General features: G+C 70.9%; 18 protein-coding genes. 7 read left to right on the top strand and 11 right to left on the bottom strand.

The annotated features are described in order from the left end of the window. The first annotated feature begins 3 nt into the window (after positions 1-3). Positions 4-1,380 (top strand): alpha/beta fold hydrolase, encoded by a 1,377-nt coding sequence (locus ACWDY5_RS34880; protein ID WP_449726399.1) that lies wholly within the window; start codon positions 4-6, stop codon positions 1,378-1,380. On the opposite strand, the gene ACWDY5_RS34875 is transcribed toward ACWDY5_RS34880, so the two are convergent. From ACWDY5_RS34875 to ACWDY5_RS34855, 5 genes are all read right to left on the bottom strand, one after another. After that, entirely contained in the window at positions 1,377-2,702 is a 1,326-nt protein-coding gene (locus tag ACWDY5_RS34875; RefSeq protein ID WP_449726420.1) for a cryptochrome/photolyase family protein, read from the bottom strand. The genes ACWDY5_RS34880 and ACWDY5_RS34875 overlap by 4 nt on opposite strands. 90 nt (positions 2,703-2,792) lie before the next feature. After that, positions 2,793-4,124 carry a citrate synthase gene (locus ACWDY5_RS34870; protein ID WP_449726398.1) on the bottom strand — a complete coding sequence of 444 codons (1,332 nt, stop codon included), beginning with the start codon at positions 4,122-4,124 and terminating at the stop codon, positions 2,793-2,795. Positions 4,125-4,584: 460 nt separating this feature from the next. Beyond that, positions 4,585-5,505: a carbohydrate kinase family protein gene (locus tag ACWDY5_RS34865; protein ID WP_449726397.1), complete on the bottom strand. Its 921-nt coding sequence runs from the start codon at positions 5,503-5,505 to the stop codon at positions 4,585-4,587. Next, positions 5,502-6,722 carry an amidohydrolase gene (locus ACWDY5_RS34860; RefSeq protein WP_449726396.1) on the bottom strand — a complete coding sequence of 407 codons (1,221 nt, stop codon included), beginning with the start codon at positions 6,720-6,722 and terminating at the stop codon, positions 5,502-5,504. Before ACWDY5_RS34860 ends, ACWDY5_RS34865 begins: the two co-directional genes overlap by 4 nt. 55 nt (positions 6,723-6,777) lie before the next feature. Next, positions 6,778-7,644, bottom strand: coding sequence for a class I SAM-dependent methyltransferase (locus ACWDY5_RS34855; RefSeq protein WP_449726395.1), 867 nt, complete (start codon positions 7,642-7,644; stop codon positions 6,778-6,780). 95 nt (positions 7,645-7,739) lie between these two features. On the opposite strand from ACWDY5_RS34855, the gene ACWDY5_RS34850 reads away from it, so the two are divergent. Next, a complete protein-coding gene (locus tag ACWDY5_RS34850) occupies positions 7,740-8,552 on the top strand; it encodes an alpha/beta fold hydrolase (protein WP_449726394.1) in 813 nt (270 codons plus the stop codon). Here ACWDY5_RS34850 and ACWDY5_RS34845 read toward each other — a convergent pair. Then, the gene (locus tag ACWDY5_RS34845) at positions 8,536-9,441 is read right to left on the bottom strand and encodes an aldose 1-epimerase family protein (RefSeq protein WP_449726393.1); all 906 of its coding nucleotides are present in this window, start codon (positions 9,439-9,441) and stop codon (positions 8,536-8,538) included. The two genes, ACWDY5_RS34850 and ACWDY5_RS34845, sit on opposite strands and share 17 nt — an antisense overlap. Positions 9,442-9,464: 23 nt before the next feature. Further along, the gene (locus tag ACWDY5_RS34840; protein ID WP_449726392.1) at positions 9,465-10,856 is read right to left on the bottom strand and encodes an APC family permease; all 1,392 of its coding nucleotides are present in this window, start codon (positions 10,854-10,856) and stop codon (positions 9,465-9,467) included. A gap of 111 nt (positions 10,857-10,967) precedes the next feature. Here ACWDY5_RS34840 and ACWDY5_RS34835 point away from each other — a divergent pair, with 111 nt between their 5' ends. Next, positions 10,968-11,612 carry a hypothetical protein gene (locus ACWDY5_RS34835; RefSeq protein WP_449726391.1) on the top strand — a complete coding sequence of 215 codons (645 nt, stop codon included), beginning with the start codon at positions 10,968-10,970 and terminating at the stop codon, positions 11,610-11,612. A 3-nt stretch (positions 11,613-11,615) separates the two neighbouring features. On the opposite strand, the gene ACWDY5_RS34830 is transcribed toward ACWDY5_RS34835, so the two are convergent. Continuing rightward, a complete protein-coding gene (locus tag ACWDY5_RS34830; protein WP_449726390.1) occupies positions 11,616-12,584 on the bottom strand; it encodes a hypothetical protein in 969 nt (322 codons plus the stop codon). Continuing rightward, on the bottom strand, positions 12,581-13,378 hold the full coding sequence (locus ACWDY5_RS34825; RefSeq protein WP_449726389.1) for an ATP-binding cassette domain-containing protein: 798 nt from the start codon (positions 13,376-13,378) through the stop codon (positions 12,581-12,583). The genes ACWDY5_RS34830 and ACWDY5_RS34825 overlap by 4 nt, the downstream gene beginning before the upstream one ends. Positions 13,379-13,531: 153 nt before the next feature. Here ACWDY5_RS34825 and ACWDY5_RS34820 point away from each other — a divergent pair, with 153 nt between their 5' ends. Next, a complete protein-coding gene (locus tag ACWDY5_RS34820; protein WP_449726388.1) occupies positions 13,532-14,434 on the top strand; it encodes an arginase family protein in 903 nt (300 codons plus the stop codon). Positions 14,435-14,487: 53 nt separating this feature from the next. Continuing rightward, on the top strand, positions 14,488-15,774 hold the full coding sequence (locus tag ACWDY5_RS34815) for a hypothetical protein (RefSeq protein ID WP_449726387.1): 1,287 nt from the start codon (positions 14,488-14,490) through the stop codon (positions 15,772-15,774). On the opposite strand, the gene ACWDY5_RS34810 is transcribed toward ACWDY5_RS34815, so the two are convergent. Together ACWDY5_RS34810 and pdxH are read right to left on the bottom strand one after the other, a co-directional pair. Continuing rightward, positions 15,717-17,096: an MFS transporter gene (locus ACWDY5_RS34810; protein ID WP_449726386.1), complete on the bottom strand. Its 1,380-nt coding sequence runs from the start codon at positions 17,094-17,096 to the stop codon at positions 15,717-15,719. The two genes, ACWDY5_RS34815 and ACWDY5_RS34810, sit on opposite strands and share 58 nt — an antisense overlap. A 66-nt stretch (positions 17,097-17,162) precedes the next feature. Continuing rightward, positions 17,163-17,786, bottom strand: a complete 624-nt coding sequence (gene pdxH, locus ACWDY5_RS34805) for a pyridoxamine 5'-phosphate oxidase (RefSeq protein WP_449726385.1) — start codon at positions 17,784-17,786, stop codon at positions 17,163-17,165. A 206-nt stretch (positions 17,787-17,992) separates the two neighbouring features. On the opposite strand from pdxH, the gene ACWDY5_RS34800 reads away from it, so the two are divergent. Further along, positions 17,993-19,114 (top strand): citrate synthase 2, encoded by a 1,122-nt coding sequence (locus ACWDY5_RS34800; RefSeq protein ID WP_449726384.1) that lies wholly within the window; start codon positions 17,993-17,995, stop codon positions 19,112-19,114. Between the two features lie 104 nt (positions 19,115-19,218). Further along, entirely contained in the window at positions 19,219-20,355 is a 1,137-nt protein-coding gene (gene serC, locus ACWDY5_RS34795; RefSeq protein WP_449726383.1) for a phosphoserine transaminase, read from the top strand. The last annotated feature ends 154 nt before the right edge of the window (positions 20,356-20,509 follow it).

Raw genomic sequence — 20,509 nt, 5'->3', positions numbered from 1 at the left:
CAGGTGCGTTTCCTGATCTTGGCGTTGACCGCGGCCATGCTCGGCGCCACGCCGGTCGCGCTCGCGGATTCCACTGTGGACTGGAAGCTGTGCAGGGACCTCGCCAAGGACTGGTCGCCGGAGGACGACCGGACCGAGTGCGCGATGGTCACCGTGCCGGTGGACTACGCGGAACCGGACGGGCGGACCATCGGCATCGCGGTGTCCCGGATCAAGGCCACCGATCCGGGCCGCCGCCGCGGTGTGGTGGTGTTCAACCCGGGCGGTCCTGGTCAGGCCGGGATCGAGATGCCGGGCCGGATCAGCGAGAGCAAGGCGGCTGAGCTCGGCCGGGAGCACGACCTGATCGGCTTCGACCCGCGCGGGGTGCAGTACAGCGCGGACGTGACCTGCCCGCGCGAGCCCGGCGACACCGGGGAACCGCCGCCCGGCCGGTCCGAGGAGGACAAGGCCAGGTTCGTCTTCGAGCGCACCGCCAAGGTCAACCAGCGCTGCACGGCGCTGGACCCGGAGTTCGTCTCCCAGCTGACCACCCAGAACATCGCCAGGGACGTGGACCGGATCCGGATCGCGCTGGGCGAGCGGAAGATCGGTTTCTACGGGGTGTCCTGGGGCACCGCGCTGGGCGCGAGCTACCGTGACCAGTTCGACCGGCACGTGGACCGGATGCTGCTGGACTCGGTCATGACACCCACCCTGAGTCTGTCCACAATGGACGATAGCCAGGTGGCGGCGGGCGAGCAGAGCGCGAAGGACTTCGCGAGCTGGGTGGCCGAGCGGGACGCGGAGTACCACTTCGGGCGCACCCAGGCCGCGGTGCTGACCGTGTTCCAGGAGCTGCGCGACAAGCACGGCGAGGACGCGCTGCACCACATCGCCGGGCCGCGCCGGGACTGGTCGCGGGCGGCCAAGGCGCTGGTCGCGCTGCGGCAGGGCGGCGGCGCGGAGCGGGCCGGCACAATGGGCTGGCAGACCACGCCCACCGGCGGCAACACCTTCCAGCAGACCGCGGTGCTGTGCAACGGATCCACCAGCGCCCGCGACTTCGAGACCCTCTACCGCCTGCGCCAGGAACGCATCCGGAAGTACCCGCTGATGGCCTTCCCCGGCACCTGGGACGGCACCTGCGCGGGCTGGACGCAACCGGTGCGGCCGTGGGACTTCCGGTCGGGTGAGAGCCCGCTGCAGCTGGTCGGACACCGACACGAGCCGGTCACCCCACACGGCTGGGCCGAGCAGATGCGGGAGCGGATCGGCGGCAGGCTGCTGACCGTGGAAGACGACCACCACGGCTCGCTGTCCTCGATCCCCTGCGCGGCCAAGGCGGTGGCCTTCTTCCGCACCGGGAAGCCCAGCTCGGGGTCCTGCCCAGGGGCCTAGCTCCTGGTGGCCCCGTAGCGGGCCAGCGCGACCTCGCGTTCGTGCTTGTGGTCCACGATCGGCTCCGGGTAGCCGGGCACGCCGACCGGCTTGTGCACGCGTTTTCCTGGCACGCCACGGAGTTCCGGCACGTACCGGCGCACGTAGTCGCCGTCGGGGTCGAACTTCTCGCCCTGGGTGGTCGGGTTGAACACCCGGAAGTACGGCGCCGCGTCCGTGCCGCAGCCCGCGGTCCACTGCCAGCCGTGCTGGTTGGAGGCCAGGTCGCCGTCCACCAGGTGGCGCATGAAGTGCCGCGCCCCGCGCCACCACGGCTGGTGCAGGTCCTTGACCAGGAAGCTGGCGGTGATCATGCGGACCCGGTTGTGCATCCAGCCCTCGGCCAGCAGCTGCCGCATGCCGGCGTCCACGATCGGGAACCCGGTCCGGCCCGCGCACCAGGCCGCGAACAGCTCGTCGTCGGTGTTGTGGTCGATGGCGTCGAAGCGGCGGTCGTAGTTCTGCCGCGCGGTCTCCGGGCGGTGCCACAGCACGTCGGCGTAGAACTCCCGCCAGGCCAGCTCGCTGCGGTAGGTCTCCGCGCCCTGGCCGCTGTGCCGGGCCAGGTCGGCGAGCAGGGTGCGCGGGTGCAGCTGGCCCCAGCGCAGGTAGGCCGACATCCGGCTGGTGCCGTGCACGGCCGGCCGGTCCCGCCGGTCCGCGTAGTCGACCACCCGCTCGTCCACAAAGGACTCCCAGGCTTCGACCGCGGCCCGCTCCCCCGCCGCGGGCAGGGAGATCTCGCCCAGGTCCTCATCCGCCGGGACGCGCACGCCGCCCTTCGCGGTGATCCAGTCCACTGTGGAGGCAGCCGTGTCCGCGGGCGGCCGCCAGCCGTGTTCGGCCCAGGCCCGGCGGAACGGGGTGAACACCTTGAACGGGGTGCCGTCGCCCTTGCGCACCCGGCCGGGCGTGACCGCGTACGGCGAGCCGGTCCGGACCAGCTCGATCCCGTTGTCCGCCAACGTGCTTGCCACCCGCTCGTCCCGCTGCCGGCCGTACGGGCCGGTGTCCGCGGAGACGTGCACGCTGTCCGCGCCGACCTGCGCGGCGGCCTTCGGCAGCTCGGCCGCCGGGTCGCCGCGCAGCACCAGCAGGCGGCCGTCCAGCTGCTCGTCCAGCGCGCGCAGGCTGCGGTAGAGGAAGGTCCGGCGGACCGGGCCGGAGGGCTTGAGCAGGGCCTCGTCCAGCACGAACACCGCGAGCACGTCCCGGCTCCGCTCGGCGGCGGCCAGCAGGGCCGCGTGGTCGCCCAGTCTCAGGTCCCGCCGGAACCACAGCACAGCCGTCACACCCGGAAGGTACCCACAGCAAACAGCCCCGGCACATCCACGGGGGATGCGAACCGGGGCCGCTTCTGTGGGGTCAGGCGGTCAGCGTTCGGTGATCGACTGGTAGTCGCGCTCAGCCGAGCCGATGTAGACCTGGCGCGGGCGGCCGATCTTGCGCGCCGGGTCCTTGATCATTTCCTGCCACTGCGCGATCCAGCCGGGCAGGCGGCCGAGCGCGAACAGCACGGTGAACATCCTGGTGGGGAAGCCCATGGCCTTGTAGATCAGGCCGGTGTAGAAGTCCACGTTCGGGTACAGCTTGCGCTGGATGAAGTAGTCGTCGCTGAGCGCGTACTCCTCCAGCTTGAGCGCGATGTCCAGCAGCGGGTCCTGCACACCGAGCTTGCTCAGCACGTCGTCCGCGGTCTTCTTGATGATCGCGGCGCGCGGGTCGTAGTTCTTGTAGACCCGGTGCCCGAAGCCCATCAGCCGGACGCCGTCTTCCTTGTTCTTGACCTTCTTCACGAAGGAGTCGACGTCGCCGCCGTCCTCGTGGATCTTGTTCAGCATCTCCAGCACGGCCTGGTTGGCGCCGCCGTGCAGCGGGCCGAACAGCGCGTTGATGCCGGCCGAGACGCTGGCGAACAGGTTGGCCTCGGAGGAGCCCACCAGCCGCACGGTCGCGGTGGAGCAGTTCTGCTCGTGGTCGGCGTGCAGGATCAGCAGCAGGTCGAGCGCACGGGCCAGGGCCGGGTCGACCTCGTAGGGCTCCGCGGGCAGCCCGAAGGTCATCCGCAGGAAGTTCTCCACCAGGCCGAGCGAGTTGTCCGGGTAGAGGAAGGGCTGGCCGACCGACTTCTTGTACGCGTAGGCCGCGATGGTCGGCAGCTTGGCCAGCAGCCGGATGGTGGAGATCTCCACCTGGTTGTCGTCGAAGGGGTTCAGGCTGTCCTGGTAGAAGGTGGACAGCGCGGACACCGCGGAGGACAGCACCGGCATCGGGTGCGCGTCGCGCGGGAAGCCGTCGAAGAAGCGCTTCAGGTCCTCGTGCAGCAGGGTGTGCCTGCTGATCTTGCTGGTGAAGTCGTCCAGCTGCGCCTGGGTGGGCAGCTCGCCGTAGATCAGCAGGTAGCTGACCTCGACGAAGCTGGACTTCGCGGCCAGCTGCTCGATCGGGTAGCCGCGGTAGCGCAGGATGCCGGCGTCACCGTCGATGTAGGTGATCTCCGAGGCGCAGGAGGCGGTGTTCACGAAACCGGGGTCGAGAGTGACCATCTTGGTCGTGGAGAGCAGTTTGCCGAGCTCAAAGCCTGGCTCGCCGTCGGTGGCCGCGACCACCGGCATCTCATGCTCCCCGCCGTCATAACGTAGCGCGACGTTACGGTGTTTGGCTGGTTTCACCGTCGAATCTGGCGCGGTCGTCGCGTCGGGCATGCGAGTCCCTCTCACGCTAAGGCGAGGCGCTTCACGCGCGCGGGGTGGGTTTGCCACCACCCGCAGCAACCGCCTCGTTGGGGTCCTGTCGGTTGTCACGCTAGTGGGCGTTACATCCCAGCGCAGCCGCGTGAGTGGCCCAGCGGCTCATCTGGGACAGGTATCACATAACGCCCGTCCGGTTACCTCGTTGGCACCGATGGGGTCCAACCTAGGGAATCCGATCGATCAAGACCAGATCCATGCAGGCCAGCGGGGTACGTGACGTCTACTACAGTGCCAGATGCATCGATCAAGATCGTCATCGGGGTAGCGCGGTACCGGTGGGTAACCAGGGTCACCTAGTGGACTGGACCACTTGGGCGCAGCGTGCCGCCCGGCTACCCACCGTGATTCTTGATCGGGGTCGATCCAGCACCCGGAAATATCGATTTATTTGCCGGGTGGAAAACGCCGGTAATTAAGGACTCTGGAGTTCGGCCGCATACGGCGGTTCGGCCCCCGCCCTGGAACAGGTGAGCGCGGCGGCCCGCCCGGCGAATTCCAGCGCGGCCGTCCACTGCCGCTCGGTCAGGGCGCGCAGGGCGTCCCTGGACAGCGCGTCCTGCTGGGCGAGCCAGCCGAGCAGGGCGGCGTGCACGGTGTCGCCGGCGCCGATGGTGTCCACCACGTCCACCTCGGTCGCCGGGACCCGCACGGACAGCCCGTCCACGGTGCGCACCTCCAGGCCCTCGCCGCCGTGGGTGAGCAGGACCGCGGCCGGTCCCTGGCCGAGCCAGCCGGGCACGTCCGCGCCGAGCCAGTCCGCGTCCTCCACGGACAGCTTGAGCAGGGTCACGTGCGGCAGCCAGCTCCGGAACCTGGCGCGGTAGGCGTCCGGGTCCGGGATCAGCCCGGCGCGGATGTTGGGGTCCAGCGAGACGAACAGCCCGCGCCCGGCCTCCCGGCGCATCATCGCCTCGTACGCGCTCGCGCCCGGCTCCAGCACCAGCGACAGCGTGCCGAGGGCGAGCGCGGTGGCCCCCGCCGCCAGCGGGCCGGGGTCGGCGACCAGGCGGTCCGCGGTGCCCTCCACGTGGAAGGAGTAGCGGGCCGAGCCGTCCGCGGCCAGGCCGACCACGGCCAGCGTGGTGGGTTCCGCGCCGCGCTGCACGCCGGCGACGTCCACGCCCGAGGCGACCAGCCGGTCCAGCAGCGCGTCGCCGAACTGGTCGGTGGAGAGCCGGGAGACGAACCCGGCGGCCACGCCCAGCCTGCCCAGCGCGACCGCCACGTTGTACGGGCCACCGCCCAGGCGCGGCAGCAGCGGACCCAGCTCACCGTCCATTGTGGACGGATCGGGGACCAGGTCGACCAGGGCCTCGCCACCAACGATGATCATGAACGGGCTCCTCGCCGGTAGGGGCTGGCCACGACGCCCTCGCCGCGGTGCTCGTCGAAGGTGTAGACCTCGCGGCCGTCCACGAAGACCCGCAGCGCGCGGCTCATCACGTCCAGCGGGTCGCCGGACCAGAGCACCACGTCGGCGTCCGCGCCGGGCTTGAGCGAGCCGATCCGGTCTTCCAGGCCGAGCATCTTGGCCGGGTTGACCGTGATCGAGCGCAGCGCGGTGCGCTCGTCCAGGCCCTCCTTGACCGCGAGGGTGGCCTGGTGCACCAGGAAGTGGATGGGCACCACCGGGTGGTCGGTGGTCAGCGCGATCCGCACGCCTGCCTTGGCCAGCAGCCCCGGGTTGCGCAGCGAGCGCTGGCGCAGCTCCACTTTGGACCTGGCGGTGAACAGCGGGCCGATGATCACCGGGATGTCCCGCTCGGCGAGCAGGTCGGCGATCAGGTGCGCCTCGGTGCCGTGGTTGACGATCAGCCGGTAGCCGAACTCCTCGGCCAGCCGCAGCGCGGTGGCGATGTCGTCGGCGCGGTGGCTGTGCTGGGCCCAGGGCAGCTCGCCGTCGAGCACCCGCACCAGCACCTCCAGCGTGGGATCGCGGTCGAACGGCTTGTTCTCCGCCGCCGCGTGCTCCCGCCTCTTCTGATAGTCCTGGGCCTTGGTGAACGCGTCCCTGATGACCGCGGCCACGCCCATCCTGGTGGAGGGCAGCTTCTTCTGGTCGCCGTAGACCCGCTTCGGGTTCTCGCCCAGCGCGCTCTTCACGCTGGCCGGGTTGACCACGACCATCTCGTCCACGGTCCGGCCCCAGCACTTCAGCGCCACGGTCTGGCCGCCGATCGGGTTGCCCGAGCCCGGCTTGACCACCGCGGTGGTGACCCCGCCGGAGAGCGCGTCGGCGAACCCGGTGTCGGCCGGGTTGATCGCGTCGATGGCGCGCAGCCTGGCCCCGTTCGGGTCGGTCATCTCGTTGGTGTCCTGGCCTGCCCAGCCCTCGGCCTCCTCGTGGATGCCGACGTGCGCGTGGCCCTCCACGAACCCCGGCAGCACCCAGGTGCCCGCGGCGTCCACCACCTGCGCGTCCTCTGGCACGTCCACGGCCTCCTCAGTGCCGACCGCGACGATCTTGCCGTCGGAGATCAGCACCGTGCCGCCGTCGATCGGCTCGCCCTCGACGGGCACCACATATCCACCGGTGATCGCGATGTCCACGGCGGGACACGCTAACCGAGTATGCCGCCGACCCGAAGGGTCTTGTCCGGTTCGGTCAGCCGATCCGGTCAGCGGGTGCGGCCGGTTCGGGCACGTACGGCTCCAGGTCGAACCGGCTGACCTGGTAGCCGCGGGCCCGGCTGCGCAGTGCGGCGCGCACCACGCCGAGGGTGGCGCGGGTCTGCGGCGGCAGCGAGCGGGCCAGCCGTTTGGGCAGCTGGAGCAGGGTGCGGGACTCGCGGTGCCGCAGGCCCAGCCCCCACTCGCCGATCACCGTGGGATCGTCGCAGGACCAGCGGAAGCTCGCGGTCACGTTCTTCTCGAACACCGGCGCGTCCTGGTTGTCCACCAGCCAGCGGCCCGCGGTGTCGAAGGCCAGCCCCGCGCCGGGGAAGTGCCTGGCCAGCCCGGCCAGGGCCAGCCGGACCTGGGCGGGCGGGAAGTACAGCAGCACGCCCTCGGCGACGAAGAAGTACGGGCCGGGCAGCGCGCGGACCGCATCCGGCCAGTCCTCCTCCAGCACCGAAGCGCCGACCAGCCTGCGCCGGTCGCATTCGGTGAAGAACCGGCGGCGCAGCGCCATCGCGTCCGGCAGGTCCAGGTCCACCCAGTGCACCCGCCCGTTGTCCAGCCGCTCGAACCGGGTGTTCAGGCCGGCGCCGATCTCCACCACGGTGCCGCCGGGGTTGGCGTCGAGGAACTCGCGCACCCACTCGTCCAGGATCAGCGTGCGCAGCACCGAGCCGAGCAGCATCGGCGAGCGGCCGAACCGGGTGAAGTCGTAGTCGATCCTGGCCACCATCCGGGCGGCGGTCTCATCGCGCAGCAGGCCGCGCTTCTTGCCGGTTTCCACCGCGCGGGCGTACAGGGTGGCGAGCAGGGTTTCCTGGACATCGCCCAGCTGCACCGAGATGTCGGCCATCGGGGCAGTGAAGCACCGGCTCCCGGCCACGGGAAGCGGCGCGGGCGGCGTGTTGGCCGGGTTCATCCACTCGGGACGTGGAAACCTCGACCCTGATGTCCCAACACATCCGCACCCGCGACGGCCGTTCCCTGCACCTGATCCGCCGTGGCACGGGCGAACCCGTGGTGGTCTTCGAGTCCGGCATCGGCGCCAACCGGGGCAGCTGGACCCTGGTGGAGCCGCAGGTGCGGGCCGCCACCCTGGTCTACGACCGGGCCGGACTGGGCCGCAGCACCCCCGATCCCGGCCCGCGCACGGTGTCCAGGATGACCGAGGACCTGCTCGACCTGCTTGCCGCGGCAGGGATCCGGCGCGCGGTGCTGGTCGGGCACAGCCTGGGCGGGGTGGTGGTCCGGCACGTGGCGCACCTGCGGCCGGAGCTGGTGGCCGGGCTGGTGCTGGTGGACCAGGTGCAGGAGGAACTGCCGCACTACCACGAAGGCAAGCAGTTCCGGCTGGTCAGCCTGGCCTACCGGACCGGCGCGCTGATCGCCCGCACCGGGCTGCTGAAACTGTTGCTGCGCGGGCGGTTGCACCGCGACTTCCCGCCGGAGCTGGCCAGGGAGATCACCGAGGAGGAGCTGAGCCCCGGCTTCCTCACGGCCGCCGCCGCCGAGGTGCGCGCGCTGCCCGGCGGCCTGGCCGAGCTGCCGCCGCTGCGGCTGCCGCAGGTGCCGACCACGGTCATCTCGGCAGGCCGCACCGGACCGGCGGAGAAGAAGTTCCGCCCGGTGCTGATCGAGACGCACCGGGCCTTCGCCGCCGCCCTCCCCCACGGCAGGCACGTGCTGGCCGAGCGGGCCGACCACCTGGTCCCGTTGCAGCAACCGGACCTGGTGGCCGCCGAGATCAACCGGCTGCTCTGATCCCCCAGCTCGCCGACCAGGTCTCGCCCGGCGCCAGGGTGATCAGGTCGATGCCGCTGTTCAGCGCGTTCGGCGGGCAGGTCATCGGCTCGATGGCCACCGCCCGCCCGCGCCCTGGGAAGCCGTCCGGGGTGTAGACCTGCACCCAGGAGAACACCGGGTCGGCCCACAGCTCCACGCCGCCGTCCGGCCCGCGCAGCACGTGGTGCACCAGCCCGTCCTGCGCGGGCAGGCAGCCGCCGAACGCGGTGTCCAGCTGCACGCCCTTGAGCAGCCGGGCGACGCTGAAGTCCAGGTCGGTGCCCGCGACCGGGACCGGGTCGCCGACCGGCACCTTGCGCTCGGGGTCCAGCTCCACCGCGGTGGTCGCGGCCAGTTCCAGGGTGCACTCGTCGGTCTCCGCCTCGCCCGCCCGCGGGTAGGGGTGCGCGCCGACGCCGAAGGGCACCGGCTGCTGGCCGCGGTTGGCCACGGTGTGCGTGACGGTCAGGCCGCCGTCCTGGACCCGGTAGGCGACCGTGGCCCGCAGCCGCACCGGCCAGCCGGGCTGCACGTTGACGTCCGCGCCCAGGGTGATCCGGTCCAGGTAGTGGATCTCCGGCTGCCAGGTGGTGTGGCGCAGCAGGCCGTGGCTGGCGTTGCCCCTGGCCGGTTCGGTCAGCGCGAGCTGCTGGACGCCGCCGTCATAGGTCCAGCGCCCGTCCAGCACCCGGTTGGGCCAGGGCACCAGCACCGCGCCGCAACCCATCGGCGGGGTGTGGTCCTCCGGATAGGTTTCCAGGTAGGGCAGGCCGCCGATCTCCAGGATCCGCGGCGCCGCCCCCACCTCGTTGACCACCGCCCGGACCGGGCCGTCGGTGATCTCGAACTGCGCACCGTTCACTGTCACGGCACGCAGTCAAACACGCGCCTTCAGTTCTTACCGAGGTTGGCGGCGTCGAACTCGATCTTGCCGTGCTCCTTGCGCACGATCAGCCAGTTGACCACCCACAGCGCCAGGCCGACCAGCAGCAGGATCCCGGCCAGCCGGTAGTCCTCCCACGGCCTGCCGGACAGCGGCAGCGCCAGGTAGGCGCAGGTGATCGCGCCCAGGACGGGCACCACGGTGGGCGCCCGGAAGTGCTTGTGCTCGACCGGTTCCTTGCGCAGCACCAGGCAGGCGATGTTGACGATGGTGAACACCACCAGCAGCAGCAGCGCGGTGGTGCCACCCAGCACGCTGATGTTCATCGAGGAGACCAGCACCACGGCGATCAGGCTGGTGAAGATGATCGCGATCCACGGGGTGCGCCGGCTCTGGTGCACCTTGGCGAAGGGCATCGGGATGATCCGCTCCTTGGCCATGCCGTAGAGCAGGCGGCTGGCCATCAGCATGTTGATCAGCGCCGAGTTGGCCACCGCGAACAGGCCGATGAAGGCCAGCCACCGGTGGTCGAAGTCGGGCGCGCCGACCTGGATCACCCGCAGCAGCGCGGAGGAGCCCGCGTTCTTGAGCTCACTCGCCGACAGCAGCAGCGAGGAGGCGATGGCGACCAGCACGTAGATCATGCCCGCGATGGCCATGCCCTTGAGCATCGCCTTCGGGAAGATCCGCACCGGGTCCTTGCACTCCTCGGCCATGTTCACCGAGTCCTCGAAGCCGACCATGGCGAAGAAGGCCAGCGAGGTGGCCGAGGTGATCGCGATCAGGGTGGTCTGGTTCTCGGTGTTGAACTCCACCAGCCGGGACCAGTCGCCCGCCCCCTGGGTCAGCGCGTACAGGCCGACGCCGACCACGATGGCCAGGCCGAGCAGCTCGATGATGGTGAGCACCACGTTGGCCTTCACCGACTCGCCGACCCCGCGGAAGTTGATGAAGGCGAGCAGCGCGAGGAACCCGATGGCCACCCACGGGGCGGGGGCGGTGACGAACTCCTTGAGGTAGGTGCCGCCGAAGGCCACCGCGGCCGAGGAGGCCGAGGTGATGCCGGAGCACATCACCGCGAAGGCCACCATGAAGGTCAGGAAGGGCTTCTTGAACGCGCGGTTGGTGTACAGCGCGGCACCGGCTGCCCTCGGGTACTTGCCGACCAGTTCGAGGTAGCTGAACGCGGTCAGGAACGCGACCACGAAGGCCAGCAGGAACGGCAGCCACAACGCGCCGCCGACCTTCCCGGCCACGGTCCCGGTCAGCGCGTACACACCGGTGCCGAGGATGTCGCCGATCACGAAGAACAGCAGCAGCTTCGGCCCGATCGCCCGCTTCAGCTCAGGCTGGCCGGCGTTCGTCTCGGGAGCCCCCTGGGCTTTCGCTTCGCTCGCCATAAGCGAAAAGTGTGCCTGGTCACAGCGCGTGCTGGGAGCCACCCGACCGTGTTTCGAACTAGGTACACCAAATCGTCACCCTGATCGGCCGAATGTGCTGAACTACCTGCCATGGGCAAGCGCGCAGTCCTGGTCTCCTCCCTGCTGGCCACCCTTGCCGTGGCCTCGGCCTGCACCTCGCCGCCGGAGCCCCCGGTCGGCGCACCGGCGCCGAAGCTGGACCCGGAGGCGGTGGCCTACGACAACCTGGACTTCCAGAAGGGCCGCAAGCCGGTCTTCGACAACACCTGCAAGACGCTGCCGCCGAACATCACCACCCTGCTCGGGCTGACCAAGCCGCCCAGGACCGGGTTCAACAACCAGGCCTGCATCGGCGCGGAGGAGTGGGGCGAGTTCATGATCGCCCAGTTCGCGCAGCGGGACCGCAAGTCGGAGCAGAAGTTCTTCTCCGACGTGTGGAAGGGCGACGAGGTAGCCGGGCGGTACTTCGAGCGGCTGATCGTTGCCGAGCGTTACTACGCGGTGCAGAGCCTCGGCTACGACAACGCCAGCTGCGAGCTGGTGGTGGACACCGGCTCCTCGACGCCGTTCAAGGTCTCGATCTACTACACCGACGCCGAGACCGAGGCCAAGCGCAAGCTGGACGAGAAGTTCGACCCGGCGGCCAGCCGGGACCAGCTCTGCCCGAGGGCGCGGGACTTCGCCGGCAAGCTGCTGCCCGCCATCGACCCCGACGGCGGCAGCCGCAAGAGCTGAGGCTCAGCCCGCGTCCCGCCTGCTGACCACCAGCGCGCCGAAGACCAGCAGGCCGACCCAGACCAGCACCGAGACGATGGTCTGCACCGCGCCGACACCGAGCCCGGCCATCGCGTAGGCGGCCTCCAGCGGGTAGATCATGCCGATCACCTCGGGCAGTCCGGCCCTGGCGAAGGTCAGCAGCGGCACCGCCACGAAGAACACGGTGATCGCGGCCGCGGTGTTCGGGATCAGCGTGCCGATCACCATCGCGGACAGCAGCACCAGTGCGGTGGCCAGCGCGATCACCCCGAGCGTCCAGCCCGGCCGCATGCCCAGCCAGTTGGACTGCAGGTTCATCGCGGTGCGGGTCTTCACCAGCAGCGGCCCGGCGATGAAGGTGACCAGCGTGGCCAGCAGCCACACCCCGACCAGCACCGAGGCCTGGGCGAGCAGGTAGCGCAGCCGGGAGGGCTGCACCAGCAGGGTCGGCTGCACGCTCTTGTACTGCCACTCCCCGGCGATCAGCTTGATCACCGCGACGAACAGCAGCAGCTGGCCGAGCTGCACGCCGAGCAGGTTGGGCTGGATCTGGTCGGAGGCCGAGCGCAGGTAGTACTGCGGCAGGATGATCAGGCAGAGCACGCCGACCAGGAACACCGGCGAGAAGGCCAGCACGATCTTGTCCGAGCGGGTGCCGACCAGCTTGCGGAACTCCACCGCGACCAGGCGGAGGAAGCCGGCCGGCTTGGCCGCGCGCTCGGCCCACGGGCCGGTGGCGACCGGGCCGGACTGGCCGGGCGCGGGCATGCCGGGCGGCGGGCCGGGCACGGCCGGCTGCTGACCCGTGTGCGGGCCGGGGTGGCCGCCGGGGCCGGGCGGGAAGCTGGGCTGCTGCGGCGGGTAGGGCTGGCCGGGGTGGCCGCCCGGCATCGGCTGTGGGCCGGTCTGCGGGTAGCCGGGGGCCTGCTGTCCTGGGTAGCCGTGGGTCATGCCGGTCGTCCTCCCCCGGTGAGCCGGAAGAACAGGTCCTCCAGGTTCATCTGTTCCTCGCGCAGGCCCAGCAGCGGGATGCCCGCGGCGAAGGTGAGGTCGGAGACCTGTTCGACCGAGGCGTGCGCGGCCATGAAGCCGTCCGGCGCGGGCTGGATGGCGACCCCGGCGCGCTGCAGGGTCTCGGCGAGCTTGTTCATGTCCTTGGCGCGGACCAGGGAACGCGAGGAAGTGGTCAATGTGGACAGTGGGCCGTCGGCGACGATGCGGCCGTTGCCGATCACCAGCACCCGGTCCGCGGTCTGGTCCACCTCGGAGAGCACGTGGCTGGACAGCAGCACCGTGCCGCCCCTGGCGGCGTGGCCGCGGAGCAGGTTGCGGACCGCGCGGATGCCCTCCGGGTCCAGGCCGTTGATCGGCTCGTCCAGCACCAGCAGCGGCGGGTTGGTGAGCAGCGCGTGCGCGATGCCCAGGCGCTGGCGCATGCCGAGGCTGTACTTGCCGATCTTGCGGGTGGCCGCGTCGGCCAGGCCCACCGTTTCCAGCACCTCGTCCGCCCGGCGGGCCGGTACCCCGGCCAGTGTGGCGGCCATCCGCAGGTGCCCTCGGCCGCTGCGGCCAGGGTGCACCGCGGCGGCGTCCAGCAGCACCCCGGCCACGTGCGACGGGTTGGGCCAGGCCGTGAACGGGCGGCCCGCGACCATCGCGCGGCCCGCGTTCGGCACGGTCAGTCCGGTGATCATGCGCAGGGTCGTCGACTTGCCCGCCCCGTTCGGCCCGAGGAAGGCCGTCACGGTGCCAGGCTGGAGTTCGAAACTCACCTGATCGACGACCGTACGTCCCTCATAGGCCTTGGTCAGCCCCCATGCAGTGAGCACCGGCCCACCGTAGCCGCCCCGGCACAACTCGGTGGGCTGATTCGACCGTGTCGGGTATGAACTCATGCCATGCCGACCATCGCCGTGCTGGACGCGCCGTCCAACCTCGGGCTCCGGCCGCCCGCCCCCGGCACCGTGCCCGGCTGCGCCAAGGCGCCCGGCGCGCTGCGCGACGCCGGACTGCTGACCAGGCTCGGCGCCAGGGACGCCGGCTGCCTGGTGGCGCCGAGGTACGACCGGGGCGACTGGCGGGAGGGCGACGGCGTCTTCCACGCGCCGCTGATCGCCGAGTACGCCAGGCGGCTGGCCGACCGGGTCGACGCCATCCACGAACGGGGTGAGCTGCCACTGGTGCTCGGCGGCGAGTGCTCGATCGCGCTGGGCCCGATGCTGGCGCTGCGGCGGCGATCCGGCAGGCACGGACTGGCCTATGTGGACGGTCACTCGGACTTCCGGCACCCCGGCAACTCCGACCGGGTGGGCGCGGCAGGCGGCGAGGCGCTGGCCCTGGTCACCGGTCGCGGACAGCCGGATCTCACTGATCTGGACGGGCTGCGGCCACTGGTCGCCGACGCGGACGCGGTGCTGCTGGGCATGGGGCCGGAGGACGAGTCCGACGTCACCGAACTGTCCACAACGGACATCGGCGTGCGCACCGCGGCGGACATCCGCCGCCTCGGCGCGCCCGCGGTGGCGGACTGGGCGCGGGACCGGTTCGCCGGGCTGGCCGGGTTCTGGATCCACCTCGACGTGGACACCCTGGACGCGAGTTTGATGCCCGCGGTCGACTCGCCCAACCCGGCGGGGCTGACCGCGACGGAGCTGACCGAACTGCTGTCCGGGCTGCTGCGCGACCCCGGCTGCCTCGGCCTGGACGTGGGCATCTACGACCCCGACCTGGACCCGGACGGCCGGTGCGCCGCGCTGCTCACCGACATCCTGGTGACGGCACTGGATTCCCCGACCGGCTGAACTTGGCGCGCCACGCCGGGCGCTGACCCTGCCCGCCCGCCACTGTGGCCCGCATGGGGCAGGAGCGCTATCGCCGGGTCGAGTGGACCATCGCCGGGCTGTGCGTGCTGAGCGCGACCACCTTCGTGCTGTTGTGCCTGTTCGACCAGCGCAGGCACCTGCCGCCGCTGCTGGTCAGCGGGCTGGTCTGCCTGAGCGGTGTGATGCTGCTGCTCATCCGGCCGTTCGGGCGGCAGGTCTGGCGGTACTGGCTGTGCTCGGCGTCCTTCAGCGTGTTCTGCCTGCTCGGCATGGTCGTGGTGTGGAACACCGCCCAGGAGGAGGACCAGCGGGTGGTGATCGGCGAGGTGGTGCGCTCCACCGAGGAGACCTCGGCCTACCTGGCCGCGCAGCTGCCGCCCGGCAACACCGTCGCGCAGATCCCCACCGGCATCTACCTGGAGTCGATCAGGTTCGCCGCCAGCAACGAGGTGCAGGTCAGCGGCTACGTCTGGCAGCGCTACGCGGACAGCCTGCCCGCCGGGCTGACCAGGGGCGTGGTGCTGCCCGAGGCCGACGACTCCTATCCGGTCAAGCAGGCCTACCGGCACCGGGACGGCGACGCCGAGGTGATCGGCTGGTACTTCAAGACCGCGTTCGTGCAGAAGTTCGACTACACCCGTTACCCACTCGACCGCCAGGACGTGTGGATCCGGATGTGGCACCCGGACTTCGGCCGCGGTGTGGTGCTGGTGCCGGACTTCGGCGCCTACCCGGGGCCGTGGCAGCCGGAGCACATGCACGGCCTGGACCCGCAGTTCGTCACCGCGCGCTGGCAGCCGCAGGCCACCTCGTTCAGCTTCTCCAAGCACGACTACACCACCAACTTCGGCCTCGGCCGCTACACCGACCGGCCGCCGTTCCCCGAGCTGTACTTCAACCTGCTGGTGACCAGGCAGTTCCACGGCCCGCTGTTCGAGACGCTGGTGCCGATCGGGTTCATCGCGGTGCTGGTCTTCGCCGCGCTGTTCATCACCACCAACGGCGACGAGCTGCGGCGCACCTTCGTCGGGTTCACCTCCTTCGGGGTGATCAGCTTCGCGGTGAGCATGGTGCTGGTGGTCGCGGTGCGGCAGAACGCGATCCGCGAGGCCACCGCCGCACCAGGCATCGTGTACCTGGAATATTTCTCGTTCGGGCTCTACCTGGTGGTGCTGATCAGCGCGATCAACGCGCTGCTGGTCACCGCGCGCACGCCGATCGCGCTGATCCGCTGGCGGGACAACCTGGCGCCCCGGCTGCTCTACTGGCCGCTGCTGCTCGGCTTCTCCTTGGCCACCACGTTGTCCACCCTGGGCTGATCCACACTGGGCTGATCTCCGCTGATCGGCGCGCGGTAGCGCCAGATCACCGGGATGCAGACCACCGCGAGCACGGTCAGCACGATCACCAGCACGCCGCCGCCGGAGACCGCGATCGCGGTGCCGAAGGCCGCGCCCGCGGTGCCGTGCGCCAGGTCGGCGAACCGCGGCCCGCCGGCCACCACCACGGTGAACACGCCCTGGGTCCGGCCGCGCATGTCGTCGGTGACCGCCTGCTGGAGCATCGCGCCGCGGAAGATCATGCTCACCACGTCGGCCGCGCCACCCAGCGCAAGGAACAGCACCGCCACCCACAGCTCGGTGGCCAGGCCCAGCCCGATGATGCTCAGGCCCCAGCCGATGATCGCGAAGGTCAGCGCCACGCCGTGCCGGGAGACCCGCGAGCTCCAGCCGGAGAACAGGCCGAAGATGAGCGCCCCCAACGGCATCGCCGCGTACAGCCAGCCCAGCGCGAAGCCGCCGCCCTCGGGATCGCCGAAGGTGCGCACCGCCATCTCCGGGTACAGCGCACGCGGCATGCCGGCCACCATCGCGATGATGTCCAGCAGGAAGGAGGCCAGCAGCACCTTCTGCCCGACCAGGTTGCGGAAGCCGTCCACCACATCGCCCAGCCCGGCCCGGCGGGAGGGTCCGTTCAGCGGCGGCAGCGGGGGCAGCTTCCACACCGCCCAGAGCGTGGCGCACAACGCGATCGCGTCGATCAGGTACAGCGTGGGCAGGCCAAGCACCGCGATCAGCGAACCGGCGGCCAGCGGCCCGAACACCGCGGCGAACATGAACACGGTGGAGCCCAGCGCCTGCGCGGCGGGCAGCTGGTCCAGCGGCACCAGCCGGGCGATCGCGGCACTGCGCGCGGGCATGTTCATCGCGAAGAAGGCCTGCTGCACCGCGAACAGGCTGAGCACCGTCCACACCGAGCCGATGCCGGTGGCCGCCTGCGCCCACAGCAGCAGCGCGGTGACCGCGATGCCGGTGTTGGTGACCAGCAACAGCTTGCGCCGGTCCACCGTGTCGGCGACCGCACCGCCCCAGATGCCGAAGATGATCAGCGGCACCACACCGAAAAGACCGGCCAGTCCGACGTAGGCGGACGAGCCGGTCAGGTCGAACAGCTGCTTGGGCACGGCGACCGTGCTGAGCTGGGCGCCGATCACGGTGATCGTGCTGGAGAGCCACAACCGCCGGTAGGCCAGGATCTTCAACGGGCGGGTGTCCAGCAGGATGCGCCCCAGCCTGGCCCGGAGGCCAGGTCTGGGCGGCTTCTCGGCATCGACGCGCACGGCATCGGGGTCCCCAGTCACCCGTCGGATGTTAGGCCGTTAGCGTGGCTAAGGGAATGTGTTTGTCAGGTACCGCTCAGGTGGCGCTCACGGCGCCAGGCGCTCTACCTGCCACCCGTCGCGGCTGGCCCGGAAGCGCAGCCGGTCGTGCATCCGGTCCTTACGGCCCTGCCAGAACTCGACCATCTCCGGCCGGATCCGCCAGCCGCCCCAGTGCGGCGGCACCGGGATCTGCTCGGCGTCGGCGAACCGGCGCTTGGCCATGTTCAGCGCGTTCTCCAGCGCGTGCCGGTCGTTGACCACCCGCGACTGCGGCGAGGCCCACGCACTCAGCTGCGACCCCCTGGGCCGCGAGTTCCAGTACTCCGCGGTCTCCGCCGCGTTGACCCGCTCCACCGCGCCCCGCACGGTGGCCTGCCGCTGCATGGCGAACCAGGGAAAAGTCGCGGATGCGAACCGCGTCGCCAGCAGATCGTGACTCTTGGTGGAGGTGTAGTTGGTGAAGAACACCAGTCCGCGTGCATCAAGCCCCTTGGCCAACACGGTGCGTGAGGACGGTCGGCCCTCGGTGTCCGATGTCGCCAGGATCATCGCGTTCGGCTCGGGCAGCCCCGCGCCGATCGCGTCGCTCAGCCACAACTGGAGCTGCTCGTGCCAGGTACCGGCGAGCGAGGTCTCGTCCAAGGCTCCTGCCTCGTACGACACTCTCATCGCCGGGAGTGTGATGTTGGCGTCCGGCATGTCGAACTCCTCCCCGACGGGGCACCCCGCGTAGCACCGTGACAGCGGACCGTACGGCGAAATCCACGAATGCGAAACCGCCTGAGTGGTGACGGATGCCACCACAGGAGGTGATTGCCGACACCGCGCGCACGCGGAAGGGTGGCGCCAACGCTCAGGGAGAGGGGCACAACGTGGTGCAGGAGCAGGCAGCCGACCCGACGTTCCGGCCGGGCCTGGAGGGCGTGGTCGCCTTCCAGACCGAGATCGCCGAGCCAGACCGGGACGGCGGCGCGCTGCGCTACCGCGGCGTGGACATCGAGGACCTGGCCGGCACGGTCACCTTCGGCAACGTGTGGGCGCTGCTGGTGGACGGCCGCTTCGGCGCGGGGCTGCCGCCTGCTGAACCGTTCCCGATCCCGGTGCACACCGGCGACGTGCGGGTGGACGTGCAGGCCGCGCTGGCCATGCTGGCCCCGATCTGGGGCTACCAGCCGCTGCTGGACATCACCGACGAGCAGGCGCGGGAGAACGCCGCGCGGGCCTCGGTGATGGCACTGTCCTATGTGGCCCAGTCCGCGCGCGGCATCGGCGTGGCCGCGGTGCCGCAGTCCCGGATCGACGAGTGCTCCTCGGTCACCGAGCGGTTCATGACCCGCTGGCGCGGCGAGCCCGACCCCAGGCACGTCAAGGCGGTGGACGCCTACTGGGTGTCCGCGGCCGAGCACGGCCTCAACGCCTCCACCTTCACCGCCAGGGTGATCGCCTCCACCGGCGCGGACGTGGCGGCCTGCCTCTCTGGCGCGATCGGCGCGATGTCCGGCCCGCTGCACGGCGGCGCGCCCGCGCGGGTGCTGCCGATGATCGAGGCGGTGGAGCGCTCCGGCGACGCGCGCAAGGTGGTCGCCGACATCCTGGACCGCAAGGAACGGCTGATGGGCTTCGGCCACCGGGTCTACCGGGCCGAGGACCCGCGGGCCAGGGTGCTCCGCCGGACCTGCCAGGAGCTGGGCGCGGCCCGCTACGAGGTGGCCGCGGCACTGGAGCAGGCCGCGCTGGCCGAGCTGCGCGAGCGCCGCCCGGACCGGGCCATCGAGACCAACGTGGAGTTCTGGGCCGCGGTGATCCTGGACTTCGCCGAGGTGCCGCCGCACATGATGCCGGCGATGTTCACCTGCGCCCGCACCGCGGGCTGGGCCGCGCACATCCTGGAGCAGAAGCGCACCGGGCGGCTGGTCCGGCCCTCCGCGCAGTACCTCGGGCCGGGGCCGCGCAAGCCCGACGAGGTCGAGGGCTGGGAGACCATCAACCACGGGTGAGCTGGGGCACCCACTGGTAACCGGTAGGCCATCCGGCTGCAACACTGGGCACCTCCGGCAACGGCGCCGGCGCTGTTGACCACCGCGAAGCGAAAGGCGCCGTGATGACGCAGACGGCCGACCCCACCACCCTCCGGCTCCCGGCGGAGCTGCGCCCGAGTGACGGCCGCTTCGGCTGCGGGCCGTCCAAGATCCGGCCGGAGCAGCTGGCCAGGCTGGCCGCCGAGGGTGGCGCGGTGCTGGGCACCTCGCACCGCCAGAAGCCGGTCAAGCAGCTGGTCGGGCGGGTGCGCGCGGGCCTGTCCGAGCTGTTCGCACTGCCCGAGGGCTATGAGGTGGTGCTCGGCAACGGCGGCACCACCGCGTTCTGGGACGCGGCCACCTTCGGCCTGATCCGCGAGCGCTCGCTGCACCTGACCTACGGCGAGTTCTCCGCCAAGTTCGCCAAGGCGGCCAAGACCGCGCCGTTCCTCGGCGAGCCGATCGTGGTCAAGGCCGAGCCCGGCGACGCCCCCAAGCCCGTTGGCTCCCCCGAGGCAGACCTGATCGGCTGGGCGCACAACGAGACCTCCACCGGCGTGATGGTCCCGGTCGAGCGGCCTGCCGACGCCGGCGACGCGCTGGTGGCCATCGACGCGACCTCGGGCGCGGGCGGCCTGCCGGTGCGCGCCGAGGAGTTCGACGTCTACTACTTCGCGCCGCAGAAGAGCTTCGCCTCCGACGGCGGCCTGTGGCTGGCGCTGATGAGCCCGGCCGCGATCGCGCGGGTGGAGGAGATCGGCGCGAGCGGGCGCTGGGTGCCGGAGTTCCTGTCCCTGCCGACCGCGCTGGACAACTCGCGCAAGGACCAGACCTACAACACCCCCTCGGTGGCCACGCTGTTCCTGCTGGCCGACCAGATCGAGTGGATGCTGGGCAACGGCGGCCTGGACTGGGTCACCACGCGCACCGCGGACTCCTCCTCGCGCCTGTACGACTGGGCCGAGAACAGCGAGTTCGCCACCCCGTTCGTCACCGATCCGGCCAAGCGCTCGCACGTGGTGGGCACCATCGACTTCACCGATTCCGTGGACGCGGCCGTGGTGGCCAAGGTGCTCCGGGCCAACGGCGTGGTCGACGTCGAGCCGTACCGGAAGCTCGGTCGTAATCAACTCCGCGTAGCCATGTTCCCCGCCATCGACCCGGACGATGTGACGAAGCTCACACAGTCTGTGGACTGGGTGGTCGGGCAGCTCGGCTGAGCCTGTCACCTCCCGCTAAGTGACACCGTTGTGATTTGCGGGTGCGAGCCTGTGCCCCGATCAGGCAAGATCGGGTGCAGATAGTCGTGGTGTCGGCGCGCCTGCCCCGTCAAGCAGGCTCGCCGACATACCGTGTCCGCTAGCGAGGTGAAAG

This window comes from Crossiella sp. NPDC003009, assembly GCF_053591555.1.
The sequence above is the reverse complement of the archived record's forward strand: the minus strand, read 5'-3'. Positions and strand labels throughout refer to the sequence as shown.

Bases quoted from the DNA above. Each gene is read 5' to 3' on its own strand.
- ACWDY5_RS34840 (WP_449726392.1), bottom strand. From the start codon at position 10,856: ATGGCGAGCGAAGCGAAAGCCCAGGGGGCTCCCGAGACGAACGCCGGC.
- serC (WP_449726383.1), top strand. From the start codon at position 19,219: ATGACGCAGACGGCCGACCCCACCACCCTCCGGCTCCCGGCGGAGCTG.
- ACWDY5_RS34865 (WP_449726397.1), bottom strand. From the start codon at position 5,505: ATGATCATCGTTGGTGGCGAGGCCCTGGTCGACCTGGTCCCCGATCCG.
- ACWDY5_RS34820 (WP_449726388.1), top strand. From the start codon at position 13,532: ATGCCGACCATCGCCGTGCTGGACGCGCCGTCCAACCTCGGGCTCCGG.
- ACWDY5_RS34835 (WP_449726391.1), top strand. From the start codon at position 10,968: ATGGGCAAGCGCGCAGTCCTGGTCTCCTCCCTGCTGGCCACCCTTGCC.
- ACWDY5_RS34815 (WP_449726387.1), top strand. From the start codon at position 14,488: ATGGGGCAGGAGCGCTATCGCCGGGTCGAGTGGACCATCGCCGGGCTG.
- ACWDY5_RS34830 (WP_449726390.1), bottom strand. From the start codon at position 12,584: ATGACCCACGGCTACCCAGGACAGCAGGCCCCCGGCTACCCGCAGACC.
- ACWDY5_RS34855 (WP_449726395.1), bottom strand. From the start codon at position 7,644: ATGGCCGACATCTCGGTGCAGCTGGGCGATGTCCAGGAAACCCTGCTC.
- ACWDY5_RS34850 (WP_449726394.1), top strand. From the start codon at position 7,740: ATGTCCCAACACATCCGCACCCGCGACGGCCGTTCCCTGCACCTGATC.
- ACWDY5_RS34870 (WP_449726398.1), bottom strand. From the start codon at position 4,124: ATGCCCGACGCGACGACCGCGCCAGATTCGACGGTGAAACCAGCCAAA.
- pdxH (WP_449726385.1), bottom strand. From the start codon at position 17,786: ATGAGAGTGTCGTACGAGGCAGGAGCCTTGGACGAGACCTCGCTCGCC.